At 39.5% G+C, this 20,580-nt stretch carries 14 protein-coding genes; 3 read left to right on the top strand and 11 right to left on the bottom strand.

Annotated features, from left to right (window positions below; genetic code table 11):
- Nucleotides 1-3: 3 nt before the first annotated feature.
- The 10 genes from OCV27_RS16480 to OCV27_RS16435 all read right to left on the bottom strand — a co-directional run bounded on the left by OCV27_RS16480 (nt 4) and on the right by OCV27_RS16435 (nt 11,788).
- Entirely contained in the window at nt 4-858 is an 855-nt protein-coding gene (locus OCV27_RS16480; protein ID WP_125322155.1) for a CheR family methyltransferase, read from the bottom strand.
- A complete protein-coding gene (aer2, locus tag OCV27_RS16475; RefSeq protein ID WP_125322156.1) occupies nt 843-3,242 on the bottom strand; it encodes an aerotaxis transducer Aer2 in 2,400 nt (799 codons plus the stop codon). The genes OCV27_RS16480 and aer2 overlap by 16 nt, the downstream gene beginning before the upstream one ends.
- Before the next feature lie 34 nt (nt 3,243-3,276).
- A complete protein-coding gene (locus OCV27_RS16470) occupies nt 3,277-3,747 on the bottom strand; it encodes a chemotaxis protein CheW (protein WP_125322157.1) in 471 nt (156 codons plus the stop codon).
- The gene (locus tag OCV27_RS16465; RefSeq protein WP_125322158.1) at nt 3,744-4,292 is read right to left on the bottom strand and encodes a chemotaxis protein CheW; all 549 of its coding nucleotides are present in this window, start codon (nt 4,290-4,292) and stop codon (nt 3,744-3,746) included. Before OCV27_RS16465 ends, OCV27_RS16470 begins: the two co-directional genes overlap by 4 nt.
- 12 nt (nt 4,293-4,304) lie before the next feature.
- Nucleotides 4,305-6,386 (bottom strand): chemotaxis protein CheA, encoded by a 2,082-nt coding sequence (locus tag OCV27_RS16460; RefSeq protein WP_125322159.1) that lies wholly within the window; start codon nt 6,384-6,386, stop codon nt 4,305-4,307.
- 46 nt (nt 6,387-6,432) lie between these two features.
- On the bottom strand, nt 6,433-6,792 hold the full coding sequence (locus OCV27_RS16455; RefSeq protein ID WP_125322160.1) for a response regulator: 360 nt from the start codon (nt 6,790-6,792) through the stop codon (nt 6,433-6,435).
- Between the two features lie 5 nt (nt 6,793-6,797).
- Nucleotides 6,798-7,079, bottom strand: coding sequence for an STAS domain-containing protein (locus OCV27_RS16450; RefSeq protein ID WP_125322161.1), 282 nt, complete (start codon nt 7,077-7,079; stop codon nt 6,798-6,800).
- A 337-nt stretch (nt 7,080-7,416) separates the two neighbouring features.
- Nucleotides 7,417-9,411 carry a tRNA(Met) cytidine acetyltransferase TmcA domain-containing protein gene (locus tag OCV27_RS16445; RefSeq protein ID WP_185759854.1) on the bottom strand — a complete coding sequence of 665 codons (1,995 nt, stop codon included), beginning with the start codon at nt 9,409-9,411 and terminating at the stop codon, nt 7,417-7,419.
- 180 nt (nt 9,412-9,591) lie between these two features.
- On the bottom strand, nt 9,592-10,563 hold the full coding sequence (locus OCV27_RS16440) for a ParB/RepB/Spo0J family partition protein (protein ID WP_125323376.1): 972 nt from the start codon (nt 10,561-10,563) through the stop codon (nt 9,592-9,594).
- 7 nt (nt 10,564-10,570) lie between these two features.
- The gene (locus OCV27_RS16435) at nt 10,571-11,788 is read right to left on the bottom strand and encodes a ParA family protein (RefSeq protein ID WP_125323375.1); all 1,218 of its coding nucleotides are present in this window, start codon (nt 11,786-11,788) and stop codon (nt 10,571-10,573) included.
- Nucleotides 11,789-13,275: 1,487 nt separating this feature from the next.
- Between OCV27_RS16435 and OCV27_RS16430 the strand changes: the two genes are divergently transcribed.
- Complete coding sequence (locus OCV27_RS16430) at nt 13,276-15,249, top strand: replication initiator protein RctB domain-containing protein (RefSeq protein ID WP_125322204.1); 1,974 nt, start codon at nt 13,276-13,278, stop codon at nt 15,247-15,249.
- Between the two features lie 384 nt (nt 15,250-15,633).
- Here OCV27_RS16430 and OCV27_RS16425 read toward each other — a convergent pair whose 3' ends face one another.
- Nucleotides 15,634-19,722: a hypothetical protein gene (locus OCV27_RS16425; protein WP_125322205.1), complete on the bottom strand. Its 4,089-nt coding sequence runs from the start codon at nt 19,720-19,722 to the stop codon at nt 15,634-15,636.
- Between the two features lie 242 nt (nt 19,723-19,964).
- Between OCV27_RS16425 and OCV27_RS16420 the strand changes: the two genes are divergently transcribed.
- Entirely contained in the window at nt 19,965-20,162 is a 198-nt protein-coding gene (locus OCV27_RS16420; RefSeq protein WP_125322206.1) for a PA3496 family putative envelope integrity protein, read from the top strand.
- Between the two features lie 131 nt (nt 20,163-20,293).
- The gene (locus OCV27_RS16415; RefSeq protein ID WP_125322207.1) at nt 20,294-20,503 is read left to right on the top strand and encodes a DUF3283 family protein; all 210 of its coding nucleotides are present in this window, start codon (nt 20,294-20,296) and stop codon (nt 20,501-20,503) included.
- Nucleotides 20,504-20,580: the final 77 nt, after the last annotated feature.

The following is a 20,580-nucleotide window of genomic DNA, read 5'->3' as shown; positions in this document are numbered from 1 at the left end:
TTCCTATTGTTTTATATAAATGGTTTTCCCGAGGTGCCTGAAGAGATCGCTACAGGATCCGACACTTTCAGAGTGGCCAATAAATAGTATTCCATGAGGTTTAAGTTGCTGATAAAAACGTCTTATCAATTTCTCTTGGGTTTGTTTATCAAAATAAATCATCACATTTCTGCATGAAATAAGGTCAAAAGGTTGTTCCCACCGCCAATCATCCAGCAGATTTAGCTGCTGAAAATTGGTACATTGCTGTAGACCTTTAGCAACTTTGATATTCCCTTTCTGGTGGCCTTTTCCTTTAAAAAAACAAGATTGCAAGTATTTCTCAGGAATAGATGAAACAGCCTCCTCGCTGTAAATGCCTTGCTCAGCATGTGAAAGCACTTTAGTGTCAAGATCTGTCGCATATATCTGAACTTTCTCGAAAGAACTAAAAGCTTCCTTAAAGTAGAGTGAAGAAGCAAAACTATAAGGCTCCTCTCCCGTAGAACAGCCTGCAGACCACAAACTTAAATTTTGTACTCCTTGTTTGACCCATTCTTTCAACATGACATTTTCAAGAAATTCAAAGTGATGGTACTCTCGAAAGAACTGTGTTTTATTGGTGGTCAGACTATTAATAAAACCAACTCGTTCTTCACTATCTTGTTCAATCAGCAGCTTATAATCTACAAAACGATTTAAGCCTAGCCGCCTAAGCTGACGGCTAATGCGGCCATATACCATGGTACGTTTTCGATCAGAAAAATAGATACCGGCATGCTTATGCATGAACCACTGGATAAATCTAAAGTCCTTATCCGTCAGTTCAAACTCTGTACCAGATACAACTCCATCTTCACTGCTTAAAACTCTTCCCATTCTTCCCCTTCCTCACTGGCTTGAAAACCGGAGTTAGCAACTCGAGGGGTCCGTATTTCTCTTACATTACTTTTTTGAGTAGGTTGTTTTGATCTTTTTGATTCGAACGTCGCAACATTGTCATCCGAAGCAAAGAAATTCATTAGGTGCAGTAGCTGTTTACCTTCATCTTTCAACGACTGGCTAGCTGCAGATGTTTCCTCGACTAAAGAAGCATTCTGTTGAGTCATTTCATCCATGGTCGAAATAGCACGATTAATTTCATCAATGCCCGTTGATTGCTCAAGGCTGGATGAAGCAATCTGAACAATTAGCTCAGTGACTTTTTCTACGGCCTCTACAATTTCATTGAGAGTATCGCCAGATTCATCGACTAATCTGGATCCCTCATCAACTTTTTCAACACTATCGTTGATCAAACCTTTAATTTCTTTCGCTGCTGCTGCACTTCTTTGCGCTAAATTACGAACTTCTCCCGCAACTACTGCAAAGCCTCTGCCCTGCTCTCCTGCTCTTGCTGCTTCTACTGCTGCATTTAATGCCAATAAATTTGTCTGGAAAGCAATTTCATCGATAACGCCTATAATATCGGCAATTTTCTTACTTGCGCTGTTAATTTCAGACATAGCTGATACAGCTTGACCAACCACATCCCCTCCCTTACTGGCTTTTTTAGTCGCATCTTCAGCCAGCGTATTAGCACCTTTTGCATTATCCGCATTTTGCCTTACCGTGGCGGTCATCTGCTCCATACTTGCTGCTGTCTCTTCCAGGTTAGATGCTTGGGCTTCAACACGCTGACTTAAATCATTATTTCCTTCAGCAATTTCAGTAGAGGCTGTCGCCACCCGAGCCGAAGATTGAGTGATTTTTTCTACCATGTTCCGAATATTGATAATTGAGGTGTTGACCGCATCTGACAACCTGCCAAATTCCCCTTTATTTTCAGACATGTTAGTGTTTAAATCCCCATCAGCCACACGACTCATAACATCAATACATTGACCAATTGGTTCCACCATAGTATCGAGCAAGTTATTAATGCCATCTCCTAGCTCTTTCATGAAACCACTGTATACAGACGTATCAATACGTTCATTTAACTCACCAGATATTGCTCGCTGAATCAAAGACTCAACCTGCCTTTGACCGTCTTGTTGCTCGGTAATATCTTCCCACTGAAGTGCAGGTCCAATGTAGTTACCCTGGGCATCATGCATTGCAATACAAGTTAAATTAAATTCAAGTCCACCAACAGCTACGTTAGAGGAGAAAGGTAAGCGGTCTGGATTATTGATAATATTCCTTTGATGACTTGGGTTTTTATGGAATACATCAATATTTTTACCAACTAAGTTGCTGGCATCAAAACCTGGTAAAGCTTTCTGTAAATCACTTTCTCTCGATTTAAGCAGATTAGATAATGATGGGTTGAGGTATTGAATAATCCCCTCTTTGTCCGCCATCATGAGGTTGGTTGTCATTCCTTTTACTGCAGAAGCTAAACGACCGACTTCTTGATCTTTAGCTCGTCTCGCGGTGACATCTTGCCACTCTAATGTATTACCAATATAGTTTCCCTTGGCATCCATAATCGCAGCAACATTAAGTTCAATTTTTATGTCTGCAATATCAATATCGGTTTTGTGAGGGAGGTTATTAGGTGTTGATAATAGTTGCCTCTGGTGAGCTGGGTTTTTATGAAATTCATCAATGCACCGCCCCATTAGCCAGTCTTCAGAAGCAGTGAAGCCTGACCAAACTGTCCTGAGTACAGCCTCATGTATACCAAATAACTGGATAGTAGCTTGGTTCACATAAGTAATATTTAAATTACGGTCTATCATAACCATCGCCGTTTGAGCTTGGTCTACAGCAGCCCGCAAACGTGCAATATCATCACGCTGCTTGAGTGCATCTGTTACATCAGACCACTCCAAGGTATTCCCTACATAATTTCCTTTAGCATCAATAATGGCGCCAACATTTAACTCAATCTGTACATCTTTAACAGTAATCGTTGTGGTATGAGGTAGATTAGATGGATTAGAAAGTAACTGACGTTGATGGGCAGGATTTGTATGAAAGCCATCGATGCAATATCCCATTAAGAACTCTTCACTAGCGTGAAAATTGGGCCAAACCGTCTGAAATAAACTCTCATGACTTTTCAGTAGATCAATGGACTTCTGGTTGATGTATGTGATATTAAAATCTCTATCGATCATCATCAGTGCTGTTTGCGCCGCATTGAGCGCTGAAAAAAGCTGGTCTTTCGACAGGCTTTTTTCTTCAGGCTCATTTGTTTCCATTAAGCTATCTGATGCTGCTGCTTCAAATTGCTCAGCCACATTTGATTTGGGTTTACGATTCCAAAATGCCATGAGTCACCTCTCACTGTTTGTTTCGTATGGCTTTTTAGGCCAAACTCTGCTCTTTCTGGTCAAGTTCAGCCAACTCTGCCACATCGAACAGAGCCTCTAGTTTTATTAATATCAGATGACCATTCTCAACCGATGCAATGCCTCGGATGAAGCCATGGTCAACCGACCGTGATACATGTGGTGCTGGTTTTATTTGTTCATCTGTTAGCGGATAAACCTCTGAGACCCCATCAACAATAATGCCTAGCGGATGCATCTGAGCATCATTGAGTACAATCACAACTGTCGTCGAGCTAATCTCTGCCGGTGGCAAACCAAATCTTGCTCTCAAATCAACAATCGGCACGTATTCTCCTCGAATTTCTAATACACCCAGCATGTAAGATGGAGAATTGGGTACTTCTCTAACAGCCCCCCAACCTCGTACTTCCCGAACATCAAGAATAGGGACACCGTATTCGTCTTCTCCCAAGATAAAGCTGAGAAACTCTTGCGGCATGATCATGACTCTCTCTCTAAAACACGATCTAAATTAAGTAACTCTTCTGTATTCAGCAGAGACATAACCTGATCGCCAACATTCAACAACCCTTGTAGATAGGGGGTCACTAGCGACTGCCCAACACTTGGGTATAAATCATTATTCCCTTGGCTGACAACATCACTAACCGCATCGACCACTAGACCCATTAAGCGTTCACTTTCATCTGATTCAAATCGAAGTACAATCACGACGGTGCTTGGCAGATATTCACTCTGACCTACACCAAAACGACATCTTAAGTCGACAACCGGTACAATCATTCCACGCAAATTAATGACACCTTTTACAAATTCAGGTGCGTGCGGAATAGGAGTTGGCCTCTCCCAAACACGAATCTCTTCAACATCTTTAATCTCCACGCCATATAGTTCTCTTTCTAATTTAAAGCTCAAGAAATCAGCACTTTCAGATACGCCTTCTTGAGTGGCATAATCTAAAGATGCTTGACCTTGTATTGGCGAAGCTTTTTCTGACGTCAAATCGTGTGTTTTTAATTCAGATTCCATTTACCTCTCCTTTTAAGCTGCAATGCCTTTATGGGCAGAATCAGAAGCTCGTTTTAGAAAGTGAGTTATCAACCCTTGAACATCTAAGATCAATGAAACTGAACCATCTCCTAAAATAGTGGCACCAGAAATGCCCGCAACTTTGTTATAGTTCGACTCCAAACTCTTAATAACGACTTGTTGTTGATCAAGAAGCTCATCAATGAGTAGCCCTACTCGGTTACCTGCCGCTTCAACAAAACAGAGTATTCTCGCGTCAAGAGATCCACTTCGGCCCATTTCTAACTCTTCTTGAAGACGTAATATGGGAATGTTCTCATCGCGCAATCGATATAGCTCTACTCCCCCTGACGCCAGCTTGATGCAGCTCGTATCTATCTGAATGGATTCTACAATGGTCAAAAGTGGGATGATGTATACTTCACCCCCGACCTTGACTAGCTGCCCGTCAAGTATTGCCAGAGTTAGCGGTAGGCTAATAGTAAAGCTACTACCAACACCAAGCTCAGACTCAACTTCAATATGACCACCAAGTTCTTCGATATTACGTTTAACAACATCCATCCCCACGCCACGACCCGAAATATCAGATACTTCCTCAGCAGTTGAAAACCCAGGAGCAAAAATCAAATTCATAATTTGCTTGTCACTCATATCCTCACGACGAACTTCTGCTGCCAGTACTCCTTTTTCAGTCGCTTTATTCCACAGTTTGTTGCAATCAAGCCCTGCACCATCATCCATGATTTCAATCACAATAGAGCCGCCTTGGTGAAAAGCGTTAAGCTTAATCACACCTTGTGCTGGTTTTCCTCGTTCTAAACGAATATCTGGTTGCTCGATACCATGATCTATGCCATTTCTAACTAAGTGAACTAATGGATCGACAATACGTTCAAGCACCGTCTTATCTAACTCCGTCTGTTCTCCTAAAATTTGCAAGTCAACCTGCTTATCAAGCCTGCTGGATAAATCACGTACCAGCCTGGGGAAACGGCTAAATGCAAAGCTCATTGGTAACATGCGAATGTTAAGAACATTCTCTTGTAGATCCTTACTATTTTGTAGCAACTGAGCTAGTCCAACCTTAAGCTTCTCAATCTTATCAATCGTAAAGTCATTGCCTATTTCGGTGAGCATGGACTGAGTGATCACCAACTCTCCAACTAAGTTGATCAAGCTATCCACTTTGTCTATATCGACTCGAATAGAACTCACACTTGATTCTGATTTAGCCACTTTATTGGCTTTGGGGTCTGATTTGGCAGGGCCAGACACCGATGTTTGGTTGTCGAGCTGAACTGAATCACTACTATGTTGGATTTCTTCTGTAGTCGTATCTATTTTTTGATTTAATGGCACTCTGTCTATGTACAGATCACATTCATCTTCTACCCACTCAAAAATCTCTCGTATAGACCCTTCTGCCACATCCCCTGATAGTTTTGCTGTCCATTTCAAATAACACAGCTCAGCCTCAATAACATCAAGCTCAGGTAACAACTCAGTATCAGAAATGATCACACACGAGGCGTGCAAATCCTTTAATTCTCTCAGTATTCTAAGCGGATCATTACCACTAAAAAACATTTCAGAATGAGGTTCAAATTTCACCTGCCAATCTGATTGACCAGTTTGAATTAAAGGAGAAGAAGCAGTGGGCTCTGATGGTAAAAGCGACTGAGATTCAATGGGGTCATCGACTAACTCACCCAGTAGCGAATGAAGTTGTACACTGACTTGATTTTTCAGCTCAATATCAACATCACTTCCTTGCTCGTGCCCTTCAAGCATCGCATGAATACAATCGCCACTTTTGAGCAATAGGTCCACTGTACTTGCGGTTAGCTCTCGTTGCTGATTACGGACCAAATCAAGATAGGCTTCTACAGAGTGAGTGAATTCACTGATATCAAGTAAATTGAAGGTCGCAGCTCCACCCTTAATCGAGTGGGCAGCTCGAAATATAGTATTAATTGACTCTTCTTCGACGTTATTAATGTCCAAGTTAAGGAGTACATCTTCTAATACCTCAAGATTTTCACGACATTCTTCGTAAAACATCTTGCGCAATTGTTCCATATCTAAAGCCATAAGCTTTTCCCTTGCCTGATGACGTTGTTTAGTGCAGATATTGTGGTCAAATAACGCGCTTTAGTGTTTTTAATAGCGTCTCTGGATTGAAAGGCTTAACCAGCCACCCAGTAGCCCCTGCTGTTTTACCCTGCTGTTTCTTTTCGGTGCTTGTTTCTGTTGTTAACATTAAAATTGGAATGAATTTATACTGAGGCTTATTTCTCAATGCCTTAACGAGCTCAAACCCTCCCATAATTGGCATATTGACGTCTGATATCACAACATCAAACTTATGGCTTGCAACCTTAGTAAGTGCGTCTCGACCGTCATTTGCTGTTTCTACTTCATAGCCTGCATCACGTAGCGTGTGGCTAACCATTTGACGTATTGACACAGAGTCATCTACTGCAAGTATCTTGGTCATAGTGGTTACTCTCCGACTTTTGTTGTTCGTTCAAAAACACCACTAAACCCCAACGTCTGTATTCCATCGGTTAGAGGTTCTGTAGGTTTAAGCAAGTGAATCTCTCGGTGATTTTTTTTTGCGGAAATAAAAAGACAACAAAGAAGTTGTATGCCAGCCGCATCAACCCGCACAACCTTTTCGGCGTTCAGCTCGATGGGATCTTGGTTAGTAAGCCATTTTTGGTATAGAGTCGTTACATCTAGCACTGTCGAAATGTCTAGAGACTCAGGAAGTAAACAGTTCATGTTTCAACCTTTTTTTGTTTTTTATATTTCCTAGCCGTTTATTGAAGCATTACGCCTCATTCAGAGTGTAGAAAGGAATCACTATTTAGCCAACCAAGTGAACTCACAATATGAGCGAGGATTCATATTTATGATAGGAATATAAATATAATTACTTATTTTTCAACACGTTGAATGGTTGTTTTATTTATTAAAAATAACCATGTTTTTTAAGAGAGAAATATGAAATAGTCTTTTATTTGACCTTTAAGGGAGTTTACACTGTAAATATTGAATAATGATATAAAAACGAGGGGAAGATAATTATTACAACATAAAATTTACACTGTAAAGAAAGTCACGATTTAGTCGATTCAAGTAAAACTTGAATATCATCTTTGACTTGTTGTTCTAATAGTTTTCTACCCAATATAGAAAACTCCTTACAGCACATCTCCCAAGTTCGTTGCTGAAGTACTTTACGCACAAGTAGATCAGAAGACTCTCTAACAGTATCGGAAGATGATAACATCCAATTAAATAACAACGGAGCAATGCTCTCGTAGCTAGCTCCTCCTAAACAATAATTTTTAATCAAGGTTTGGGATTCATTATTTCCTACGGAAGCATTATTCATCACGAATAAAATACGAACAATGTCTATTTCAATATCAGAAAAATGCGTAGTAAGTAGGTAACATATTGATTGATGATTAAGCTTCCTAGCACTATCTAGCCAATCAACTTTACCCTTCACCATTATAATAGAATGGCAACCACTTGCTTGATCTCTTTGTGTGCCCATTTTTACTGGCAAAAAACCACTTTTGGCCCAGAACCTGATCAATTCTCCCGTTGCTCCAAAGCTAGTTGAAACAAAATCACCACCTGAATTTTGCAAGAATTGAGATAACATTCCGGTGCCGACTCCAGTCCTTTGAATATCAGGGTGAGTGGCTATTCGCATAATACGAGTACTGTGTTGACACGCAGCTTGAGAGATCCCTAAGTGATTAGCAAGCGTTACTGGAACCAGATGACCTTTAGGCCTTCGTTGGCCATGCTGAATTGATTTAATTAAACTCTCCTCTAACCCACCTTCATTGATAGTCATCATACAACCAACATAAGAACCACTGGATACAGCTGCGTAGAGCTCTATTTCTTCTTCCTCTAACAATAACATTAAGTCACTAGGTGTTGTTTGGTAATGAGCATTAACGAGTAAAGCAAACAGCTCTCTCAGCATAGAAGGCTGATTAATAAGTTGTTGTTTAATGACCTTTTCTAATCTAATTTCGGCATTTTCTTGAACCACTAAAGGCTTAAGCTCAGTATTTAACAGAAAGGTGTCAAATAACCAATCTTCTAGAGGGTCATTTTCAGCCCAACGAATAGGCTGATTAAGGTGGAAAAAAGCAGTACCAGGCCGCATTTTCCTCAGCCAGCTTTCAAACTTAATAGTAAAGCCTCGACCACACCCTTCATAGCCATGTATTGTGGCAGAGAATACAGCACGATGATAAAACTCTACCATTTTTTGTAACATGGGAACTGGGATTGCCGAAGCTTCATCAACAAGTAATAGATCACAGTCAGGCTGACTTCTGAGCAGTTCATCGGGCGCAATGAACTCCAACGATGAATGAGAATTCCAAACTCGTCCTTTCTTGACGATACAATCTTTAAAATGATCTTGAGCATGTTCGAAAACAGGAATGACCGTTGCAAGGCTGGGTGCTGTAATACAAATTCTTATATTACGCTGATTCATAAGTTCAGCTGCAGCAAATCCTAATGCACTGCTTTTTCCTCTCCCGCGATCAGCAGTCATTACTAAAGGACGTTTACGATGGCCAGTTAAGACTTTATGAATTTTCTTAATTGCTGAAGCTTGTTCAATAAAAGGAATCCCAGTTGATGTTCTAACACTAAGAAGTTCTGGCAGTGGCTTCGATTGCTCAACTTGAATCAAACGACTAAATGCTATTTCAAGCCAAAGCTGCCCACATGGTGAGATGGTACTGAATGAGGGAACTATTATGACCAACCCTCCCCCTTGAACACTCCCTGAAGCAGCACAAAATGAATTTGCATCAAATCCTTCGGATAGATAACAAATTAATAAATTGCATTCTTGGCCTAATAGCGTCTTTCCTTGTTTAAAATTGACATAACGTACGCCGGCATCTCTTATTTCACCACCTAACTGGACCGTATCTGAGTAACAATATAAACTTTTTATCATCTCTACTGTGTTGGCAGTCCAACTCAGATCACCTTTCAAAACCAAACCATATCTATGGTTAGCTTTACCTGCAGATTCTATTAGCTGTGAAAAATAATCGAACATGGAAAGTATCATCAATTGAGAATAAGAGAATTATAACAACTATGATGACAAAATGAGAGTAATGAAAAACCCCCTCAATACTTGTAGCTAAGTGTTGGGGGGTTCATAGAGTGACTTTATTATGAGCGAAACCATAAGCTCAATGTGCTACTAAAAGCGTAAATCCAAACGAATACTTTATTACTTCAATTTTTTAGTAACAAAGTCGATTATTTCTTGCATAAGATCGTCATCAATATTTTTAAGATTAAGAGCAAGACCTGTCCCTTTACGACTGTAACTTGCTCTTCCCTTAACAAGCTCAACTTTACGATTTCCTTGGCACTCTTTAGGAGCTAGTTCCTCTATCCAGTGTTCAATTGTTTCAGAAACTTCTCTTGTTATACGGGCAACTCCCTGAGCTTTACTCCGCTGCCATACAAACCCTTCCGCTGAAGCGCATTTACCAAGAATTTGACTCCGATTTATTTCACTTAGTTCATTAAACTGTTTATGTAACTTGACTATGGTTGGACGGCCAAGATCAGCCACATTAGGATAAGCTTGTAGTAATGATAAAGGTAAATCAGCTGCTTTTAACGCTCCACTCACTAAAGCTTCACTGCATTGGAACATTTTTGCTAAAGCCTTTTGATCTTCCGCCTCTCCATTATTGAGTTTGGCTTGCATTTCCTTGCCTTTTTCATACAAAGATAAAGGCTTATGAGCATTGGCTACATCAGACAAAAACTTAGCATGCTCACTATTTATATCCTCTGCAACATAGATGAGAAAATCTTTGTTAGCTAGAATACAAGACATGCGACGGCGGCTACCATCCAACACTTCTATTTTACCGTCTAAACTCTTACGTCCAACTGCAGGATATTGTTGACCACGTTCTTTTAGAGTGCTCAATATATCAGATAAAGCATGCTCATTTAGGAACGACTGTTCCCTAGCATTATCAGAAAATACAATGGTTTCATCTGCAACCACATCTGCTGGAATTTTTAGCAGTTCAAAGGTAACTATATCTTCCCCTGCAACTGCAAGTTCAATCACTTGAGCTTGGTCTTTAGCCGCATTCTGGGCTTCTTGAGGACTAGATACATGGCGTTTGTTCGCTTTTCCAAATAATCTTGCGTTTAAATCTGAAGTTTTGATTGCCATTGTTTACTTACCCCTGATTGAGTGATGACCAATTACTATGAAGGACACGTTCAAGTTCTAGGGCACTTTTTTGTACCGCATCTTGTGCCGTAGCTAGTGTTTTTTTACCCCCTTCAAAGTCTCCAGTCGTTAAGTCAAACACTGTACTATAAGTGTCTGCACAGGTTTCAAATGCTCTACTACGAGGTATCGTTGCCATAGTCACTTGATCACCGAGTAAATAATTCATCTCTGTCAGCACCGCCACCTGTTTTTTATTGTCATCTTCAAACATGGTTGGCATCAAACGGACAAATTCAAGACCTTGCCAATCTTGGGGAAACATTTCATAAACCGTTGGCAAGTGCTGGAAGAAATTCACTGTCGACGCCCAATCAAGACGTTTAGCGGCACATGGAATCAGCAAAGCATTCGATGCATACATAGCATTCCAAACTAAAGGATCCACGTGTGGTCCTGTATCTATCATTATAATATCGAAGTCATCAGATATTTGATCAATTAGCTTCTCTTTCAATAATTTAACTATATCAAGAGATTGGTTTTGAGATAGGTTTTGCCAAGCTTCAGCATTAAACATTGCATCTTCAGGAAAAGCTGAAACTGTTTTCAAATTCGGGTATTGAGTTGGTAGTAATACGTTTTTGTGCAAAAACTCATTATCAACATTAACGCCTTCAGGAACATTATCTAACATCACATCAACCGCAGAATAAATGTTGTCATGATCGGTTAGGCTTATTTGAGGGTTAAGAAACAAACGTAGTGAGCCCTGAGGATCTAAGTCAATCAAGCAAATGCGATAGCGCTTATCGAGATTCAATGCTAAACAGGCTGCAAGGTGTACCGCTGTCATTGACTTTCCGGTACCACCTTTTTGATTTTGCACATTGATAATCCATGGCTTGTTACCGTTGATGTTCTTTCTTTGATGAAACTTTGGCACTCCAGCTGCATCCATCAACATGTGCGCTTCCTGAAGTGAGATAGAATAGTGGTTAGCATTATTTTTCGTAAACTGATGACCAGATGCCTCCAACTTACCGATAGCTTCGTCTAGCTTCCTGCGAGTTAGCCCAGACCGTGTTTCCATTAGAGCTTTCGACATAGCCGGAAAGTGCTCATCACTACGTTCCTCTAAAACTATCTCTATTCTGTCAGCTTGTACCTGGGCAGTTTGCTCTGCTAGGTGAACAAGGCTCTCAATTGTTTGTTCTCTTTTCATTACCAGATTCCGCTATAATTCACTGATTACAATTGTACAACAAAATGAAGTAAACACAACAAAATGCTGAACAAACATTTATGAATAAAAATCACACTAATTGCATGATATTTACAATCTAGATAAATTAAAGAAAAAAACCTGTATAAATCTATAACTATATTCTTCTAGACTTCATAGAAAAAGATAAACAGATCTTAAATATTACAACGTCACTTATTTACAATGTAAATAAAGTGAGAGTAAAAATATGGAATAACATCGGAACGATTGATACTTAACCATATCTTACGGCCAGTGTAATTTTGACTTATCCCTTGGAAAGGTAGGCTATAAACCAAGTAATAGAAGATATAGCCATCAAATAACTCAATGGCATAATAGAAAGTTCTTCTCTAATGTGGAAGTATGATCAAGTGATAATCCTTGATCATACTTTCGTTACAAAAAGCATGTTAGGAACAATGATCAAGTGTTAACATCACTTAATAAAATAATAATATATCCATCCCATGCTAGGATCGTCTTTCGGATCAATGATCAAGTGATATAACACTGCGGAAGAATGAGTATAACTTACTAGATTACGGTACAACGTAGATGAATCAAGCTATCCAATTAGGCAGCGAGAGTAAATCAATAGATTCGACAACAAAAGAAACCAATCAACAAACAAAAATCATATCTTGATCATGCTTTCGTTTACAAACAAGATTGGAAAGCAGTCAATAAGAATAGCTTAAAACTATAAAATAAATTTTTTTCAGCTATACATAGAAACAATCAGATAAAATATTATCGCTACCTTGATCATTGTTCTATACATATTAGAAAAAATGACACAGCAAATACGAGATACTAAAACAATGGCAGTAAGGAACTGTGGATAAATTGTGAATATATATTGATCATGCTTTCGATTGTCAATGATCATGTATACGTTATTGTATTGATCATTGTTTCGAACAACATTGATCATGCTTCTTTAACTTAGTGATCATTGTTTCACTATTATCTTGATCATCCTTCCTTGCTGATGATAAAATAAGTTAAATAAAAACATATAGTTATAACAAAAATCTTCTCTAGATCAATAGATCATATAATCAATTTAGATCAGTTTAATCACTTAGATCAGTTTGGAACACTATTCATATAGGCAAGAGCTATTCTATGAGTTGGAGAATCCTAGCTAATAATTTACTCGCTCTCGCGTATAAATTAATACAGGGTAATATCGACCTTAATTGAATAAAATGAGCATAGAATGCATAAGAGAAGATAAATATCAGCAGAAGGTCAGTATTCACTTCGAAAGATGGTTTTGTGTATGCATTTAGAATGTGTCTTACTTGTTTCCATGGTAAGTTAGACATAGACAGCAAACTAAAAGATACAACAAGATTTTTCTTTATTTATAGACTGTTTTTCCCTATCATTTCGGAATGATGTTAAAGTTACGGCCTACGTAAAACGGATAAACTTCCATGACCTCAAAAGACAAAGTCCTGATTAAAGCCCCCAGAAGTCATAAAGATGGGCATATGTTTGAAGTGTCAGAAGCAGCTGTTAATTGGATTGAACAGTACCAACATTTTAAAGGTGTGACGAAAAGCATAGTCGAGCTACTGAATCTTATCTCACTTCAAGGATTTACAAGTAAAGATGGATTTGTTTCAACAACAGAGTTGATTGATGCAACTGATGGGCAGCTTACTCGCGCTGCAATCCAACAACGTTTACGAGCTGCCGTAAACATAGGTCTATTTCAACAAATACCGGTCCGGTTTGAACAAGGGTTAGCTGGCAAAACTATGCTGCATCGTTTTGTAAACCCAAATCAGTTGATTTCAGTCTTAGGAGCGACCAGCTTAATGACTGAATCTGTCAAACGAAGTGAAAAACAAAAACGCTCTAAAGCACTAGCACAAACACATGTTAACAAACGATTACTTAACGAATATGGATTAAACACTCCACCGGCCATGAAAGATGAAGCGGAGCAATTTGTTGTATCTCCGACTAACTGGGCTGGGATTATTGATCAGGCTTTAGCTCCTCCGCGTACCCGCAAGCAATATCAAAAGAGCTTAGTGTCTATATCGGGTACCAAGGCTGTAATTGAGACTCGATCATCTAAGAGTATTATGACGGTTGACGATCTAATGACGTTATTTGCGTTGTTTACTTTAACGGTTCAGTACCACGAACATCATCAAGATGATTATCATATTGACGCAAGACATGCGCCTAATAAAACCCCATTATATATTACAGATATACTCTCTTTACGTGGAAAAAAAGATAGTGGTCCAGCTCGAGATTCGATCAGAGATAGTATCGACCGAATTGAATTTACTGATTTTCAGCTCCATGAACTAACAGGAAGATGGCTAAGTGAGAATATGCCAGAGGGGTTTAAAAGTGATCGTTTTCGTTTTCTAGCACGCACTATTACGGCATCCGAGGAAGCTCCTACAGAAGGTGAAGATGGCGAAATTCGAATTAAACCAAATCTTTATATTTTAGTTTGGGAACCTTCTTTTTATGAAGAGTTACTGACGCGTGACTACTTTTTCTTGTTTCCTCCTGAAATTCTTCGGCAACATACGCTTGTTTTCCAGCTTTATAGCTATTTCCGCAGTCGTATGTCGCGTCGTCACAGTGACACTATGTTGTTAAGCACGTTAAACCAAAAACTGGCTCGTAACATTGAATGGCGCCGATTCTCAATGGATTTAATTCGTGAGCTCAAAAAACTATCCGAAGATCAACAAAGTGATGAGGAGGTTTTTAAAGTGAATCTTTGGGGCTATCACTTGACCATTTATCCTGTTGACCAAAGTGGAAAGAATAAAGATTACCAAGTAGATATAAAATGTGATGCGGATGAAGTCCTACGTTATGCTAGGGCTCGCATGACAAATGCTGGTAAGCGTAATATGGCTCCAACTCTCCCTAATCCATTGCGCAATGAAATGGTGACTAAGCAGCAACTCGATGAAATGTCACAGATCATCGACGGTGAGTTTGAACCTATTCAGAGAAAAGAGCGCTCCTGCAAAGGTAAACTTGGACGTCGAGTTAAGGTACGTAAACATTTGGCTGAGATAAATGCTGATGAGATAACCATTACTCTATCCAAATATACCTCCTCTGAGGCTCTAGAACGCTCTGTAACAGCATTATCTGCAATGACAGGACATTCGCATAGTTCAATTCTTGAAGAGTGTAAGGAGCTCATGGAGAAGCTTGACTTTCTTAAAGTAGGAGAAGACGTTATTCCTTATGAAACGTTAAGCAAACTTATTGAGCTTTACAATAGCCAAAATGAATCCAAACACCTTTCTATTGAACGACTGATAGCAGGGCTTGCGGTAAGAAGGAAAGTGTGTAAGCAGGTATATAGTGGCCACCTTGATGAGAGTGTATATCGAGTACTAGATGAAGTCGCGGTGTGAGCTAGCCTTTTTCATGTGTGATTAACATTTCCAATGTAATGAATGAAAGGCTCCAATACCTCTCTAGTACAGGAAGTTTGCAGTGAAATGCCACTACTTAAAATATCTAGATTATTTATGGTTGAATATCAGACATATCTACTACATTTTGCTGACAGTTCACTGACATTGATGGCTACTACGTTAGCTATTATTTATCCCGAATAGACAACCTTTTGTCCTTTCTGATAAATGAGGGATCTAGATTATCCCTTGTAGATTGGCTCATATTGTTAGATTCATTCTGAATATTTTGCGAGTTCTAAGAACTCGCTTTTTTTTGCCCATCACACTCCATTGAACGCATGATCAAGGCTTTTACTTGATCATGCTTTCGTGTCACGCTTAAAGTTGGTTCACCTTATTTGCGATTTCAGCATAAGTCACAGAGCCTCGTCCAGCTTCAACAAATCCTTCCTGCGGCAGGTAAGAAATACCGAGCGCTTTGCGCGAATTGACATGGCCTGCGGTTTGCTCTCCTCTCCATTTGTTGATCAGTCTGAGCCGAGCCCCTCCTCCTGCAGCTGGTTTTGCAAGCCCACCAGCGCTCAAACCAGTACCAGCAATATCTGGAGATGGTATTCCACCGACTCTCACTGCCAAATTTGTGGTGCCATTGATTGTTGCTTTGGCCGAATCCCCTATGGGGTTTAATATCTTATTGCTAGTTCTGGGAACTCTTGTCCACCCCGCATAGATCGCACCGCCATCGATTTCATTGGTAATTTGTTGCGCACTCTTATTATTTAAGTGATTTAATATACTGCTACGGCTATTACCAGATATTATGAGGTCTTTGGAGCCAATGGGAGTATTCGAGAAGATATAATCCCCTCTGCTACTTTTTACTGCTGGAACGGGTTGATGACGCTGACGTACGCCTCCCAAGCTTCCCTGCTCTACGACTGATGTTCTAGATCTTTCTGTTACTATCCCCCCCTCCTGATGCCTATTCCCTTGAGGGCGTGATAGCGGCGTATCCAGTTCATATTGGTTACTTGAATGTCGGACTAGGGGATTGGAACTTATGGCTTGCCCACCTGCTTTCCTCACGGGAATCATAATGATACCATCGTAATTTATCGGCATATAGGTAGGCCATTTGTTTTGCAAGCAATCGAAATAGTCATTGAAAAATTCTGTTAGCTTGTCTGTATCTATGCCGTTAGAATCGCTAGCCACTTTCAACAAGTATTCACCACTATTTGGATCAAAAAAACTGAGGCCTCTTTTTTTATCCAATAAAAAACCAACACTGTGACCCGCTTCTGAACCAGTTAGAGTAAAGTTGAGAGAAAAACCAACTGGAAGATCACCTTGCGCGGTTCTTCGGGAAATGCCTCCTACTAAACTGCTAATACATCTTTGTCGATCAGTTATATTTGGCTTCAATGGATTTTTTGGGATTATTGATATAGGAGGATCATATTCTAGCTTTAATGAATCTAAAGTATCTTGAGGGTCATAGTAGTTATTTTTGCGTTCAGCTTCTTGCAGTTTAGAGGCTTTTTCGAACAATTTTTTTGCCCGTTTACTTTCTTGAACTGGCTTATGCGCAAGGGCTGGGAATTCGGTTCGGCCAAAAATCTTTTTGGTTAGCTTTTCATTTACCCACAAAGCTGAAATTTGCTGGCAAGCACCTCTGTTGGGAATACTGGAGTCTGTTGTTCTCAGCCTGTCACGCAATTCTTTTTGAATGAAGTGGCTTTTCAATGTGTGCTTTTGTTCAAGAGTTTCAAATGAAGGATCTTTACTGGGGCCTGAATCGAGCTCATATCGAGTGCTGGTCGCGCATCGAGTTCGGCTAGGATCTGAGTAGAGGTTAGATGTTCTCATACGTTTTGGTGCGCTGTTTAGTGAAGGAAGCGGTACGACGAGAAACTCAAACAATTCTCGAGTGGTATTTTTAACCACTGGCATTGCGAGCTTTAACATATCCCTAGTTACTGCCCGTTTAAGAGCATTTCCTTTTAGCCCTTTTGTGATATGAAGTCTTACCGATGATCTAAATGCAACTTTTCCTGCAGTGGCTAGCTTTGTTATAGGAATCCCAATACATACAGCGGTAACGATAAGATCAAATACATCAAAGAGGATGCCATCTATTTCTGACGAAAGATCAAACTCATAACTTGGGTCATTGACTAAAGCGTTGAATAGATCAAAGAAAGGCACAAATGAGGGAAGTTTCTCCCACCATTCACTGTCTTTGAGAAACGCTTTGTAAATATTGGCGTTATATAGCATGACTTCGCGCGCTTCATCTTCGACGCAGTCGTATAGGGTATCGTACGAGGTGGATATCCCTTTGATTGGAATACCCGGAAGTGAGTTAAGTGTGACGGCTGCAATGGGATTAAGATTAACTAAAACGCTTTCATTTTTGACTTCCCATGCTTCATTGTCAAATGCACAGTTTCTGAACATAACGTGGTTACTATCAGAGTCAGCTTGCGGTGTGGGTAGGATAGTGTCCGGATTATAACCAAGATGAGACAGGAGCGCCTTTGCATTGTCTTTGGTTTCGCTGAGCCAATTGATAGATTGATTTCCAGCTGTGATCAACTCACTGACTAGTCGAGTGACTTCATTGTCTTGTGTAAGGTCAATGTAGGCAATAGCAGTATCATGCATGAGTGTTGAGATTACCATGATCTGGTCAGTGTTTAATTTGACTATGGTGATCCTTCCAGAAATAGTATGGTATTCCTTGAACAGATTTTTTATCGTAGTAAAAACATTGGAAATGGCTTCTCCGGTTTTTTCTACTACGACTTTTCCCCTAAAAAAGACGCCGAACAAGACTAAGAGTGGATCATCGCTATGGACAAGAAAATTGGAGATTGCGACTGCTTTTTTGTCATCACTATCTAACGTGGCAAATCGCTGCCACATTTTCTCTATTTCGTCATATTTATAAAAGGGCCTGATAAGCTCAAAACGACCAAGCACTTCGGCTTTTTCTTGCGTGTCTAAGGGGTTGATAGAGGATTGGCAAAATGTAGATGATGCAAAGGTTTGAGAGTCTTTTAGCAGAAGAATTTCGGGGAGTTTATCGTTTTTGTAATCGGAAAATTGTTGGTAATATTCATGTTGATCGACACATTCGCTCCATTTTTTCAACTGGGTAAAGTGGAAGTTTGGTAATGCTGGCAGTGAATCACCTCCTTGAACACGTTGAGCACTGGTATATATGTTGAAAACCCATTTCAAGTTGTCAGCGATAACTTTACTATTGTCATCAAGAAAAAGGGTGATATTACCCGTACTGACGTGCTTGGGGAAAATACTCTTCAACATATCGCGTGTATGTATCGAATAGTAGTTTACTGAACGGTTCCCATCATCGCTGAATCTAGATAGTACTTTACAAGGGAGGCTCTTTCCTTTGCGTTCGAGATAGTCTTTTACTATTTGAGGGTGCTGCCATTTGGCAATATGGTGCATTCTTCCTGCATATAACATGAAGTGGGTGGAGCAGAGTATTCGGTATTTCTTGTGAAACCTCGTTTCGTCTTTAACTCTGCCCAAGGCGAAGTTTTCCCATAATCCATCTTTGATCAAACCAGCATGTTCAATAGCTTGTTGTAGGGTGTTACTTATTTCATCATCATGATTAGTGATATTGAGTCGGTCCCCGAGTTCTAAATCGAGAATATGAGATTGTAGACGAACTGATCGCTGCTGATCAGGGGTTAATTCATCACCAAAATGAACATAATTCTCGCTCGCGGTGATGTCAGGAAGAAGCGGGTGGCCTTGGTAATTTAAAGATTGAGGTAATTCACTATATTTAGGCTTTGATACTAATCTAAACTCTTCAGTCTCCCCTAGAAGAAGAATTTTTTCTATATTTTCTGAAAGGTTACCTGGATCCTTAATATAATCGATGACATGGTTGCAAAGTTTTCGATTAAATCTATTGATTTTTATGCTGTTTTTTACTCTTGTGGAGGAGCTATGTTCACCCAGAATGGTTTTTAGTTGTTTGTTTTGATCTGATAAAGAATTGATACTTGTTTCAAGCTGAGTAAGTTTCTCTTGCTTGGGAGTATTACTGCTTAGAAGTTGTGAAAGAGCTGTAACAGTTAGGGATATCTCCCAATAAAATCGCAGAGGTCCTCTTGCTGGCTTAAATACAGTAAGCGCAGGAAGAATTGATAAGTGGCCAGAACCTACCGCTAAATTTTCAGAGTTTCTTGCAAGTAATCCCTCCAAACTTTCTATTTTAATTATTCGGTTCGTCAGATTAGTGTTAGCCATTGGTGAAGTCATACATACCGTTCCCGTAGAATCTTGGACAATAAAACCACGAAAGGCTAACACTAATGATAGTTTGATAAATAGTAGGTTTGAATGGTTAACTAGTCTAATAAAAGCAATCGTACGATTGTTAGCGGCTAATATACTAACGGTGCAATTTACCGGACACATGATCAAGAGGTTTCCTAGTTATGCCTCCGATTATTATTGCTAGTATTAACCTAGAAACACATAATAGGTGTTACACACTAAATGCTTCTATCTAATTGTTTTATATATTTTATTATTCGATTTGGTATTAAATCGATTTCAAATAATTAGCTTAATCACTTTATCAGTCTAAAATTCTTAATAAGGGCAGTTAGGTTTTCTAAAGGTCTTTTTTCACCTATATGGTTTACTCGGAGGTTACAATGTCCATAAATTCTATTGACCATGATGAAATGTCTGAGATAACCGATAAGTGGGATATCAATGATGAAGTTGATTCGCAAAAGCCAACAAAAAGTGTTAGATCAGCAGAAGTACGACGTCGAATTGAAGCCTTAAAAGAGATTCGGGAAAGCGGTTTGACACTTGAGGAAGCGAAAGAACTTGGGATTTGGCACTGATACTCATACCATAAGCAGACAGACAAAGTTGGCTTAGTTCCCACACTTTTGGTTTGAGTTGGTATTTCGCACACACACGATTGAGTGTGTTATAGTTCCGCTCATATTATTGACAAACATTTTGTATTGAAATGTCTATAAACCTATCTACACTCCCAGCAAAAGAAAAAAACAAAATAGAGTTTGATAAGCAAGCATCTTTTCTCGTTTGGAAAATGAGAGAATCAAAGACTGGTTCTGAAGGAATTGCTCAGTGTGCTGAGAAGATTAGAGATCCTGATGAGCGAAACGCGTTTCTCGAATCCGTTGCTAAATATAAGCGAACTATGGGAGTCGCTTAAGGCTTATTTTGTACATCGAGAAATTGAAATGGTTTTGTTTTTTGCTAAAATCCTCCGCGTTAAATTGATTTAGAGAG

Origin of the sequence: Vibrio pectenicida (genome assembly GCA_024347015.1) — a bacterium.
GTDB lineage: Bacteria > Pseudomonadota > Gammaproteobacteria > Enterobacterales > Vibrionaceae > Vibrio > Vibrio pectenicida.
This window is presented reverse-complemented; position numbering and strand designations above follow the sequence as displayed.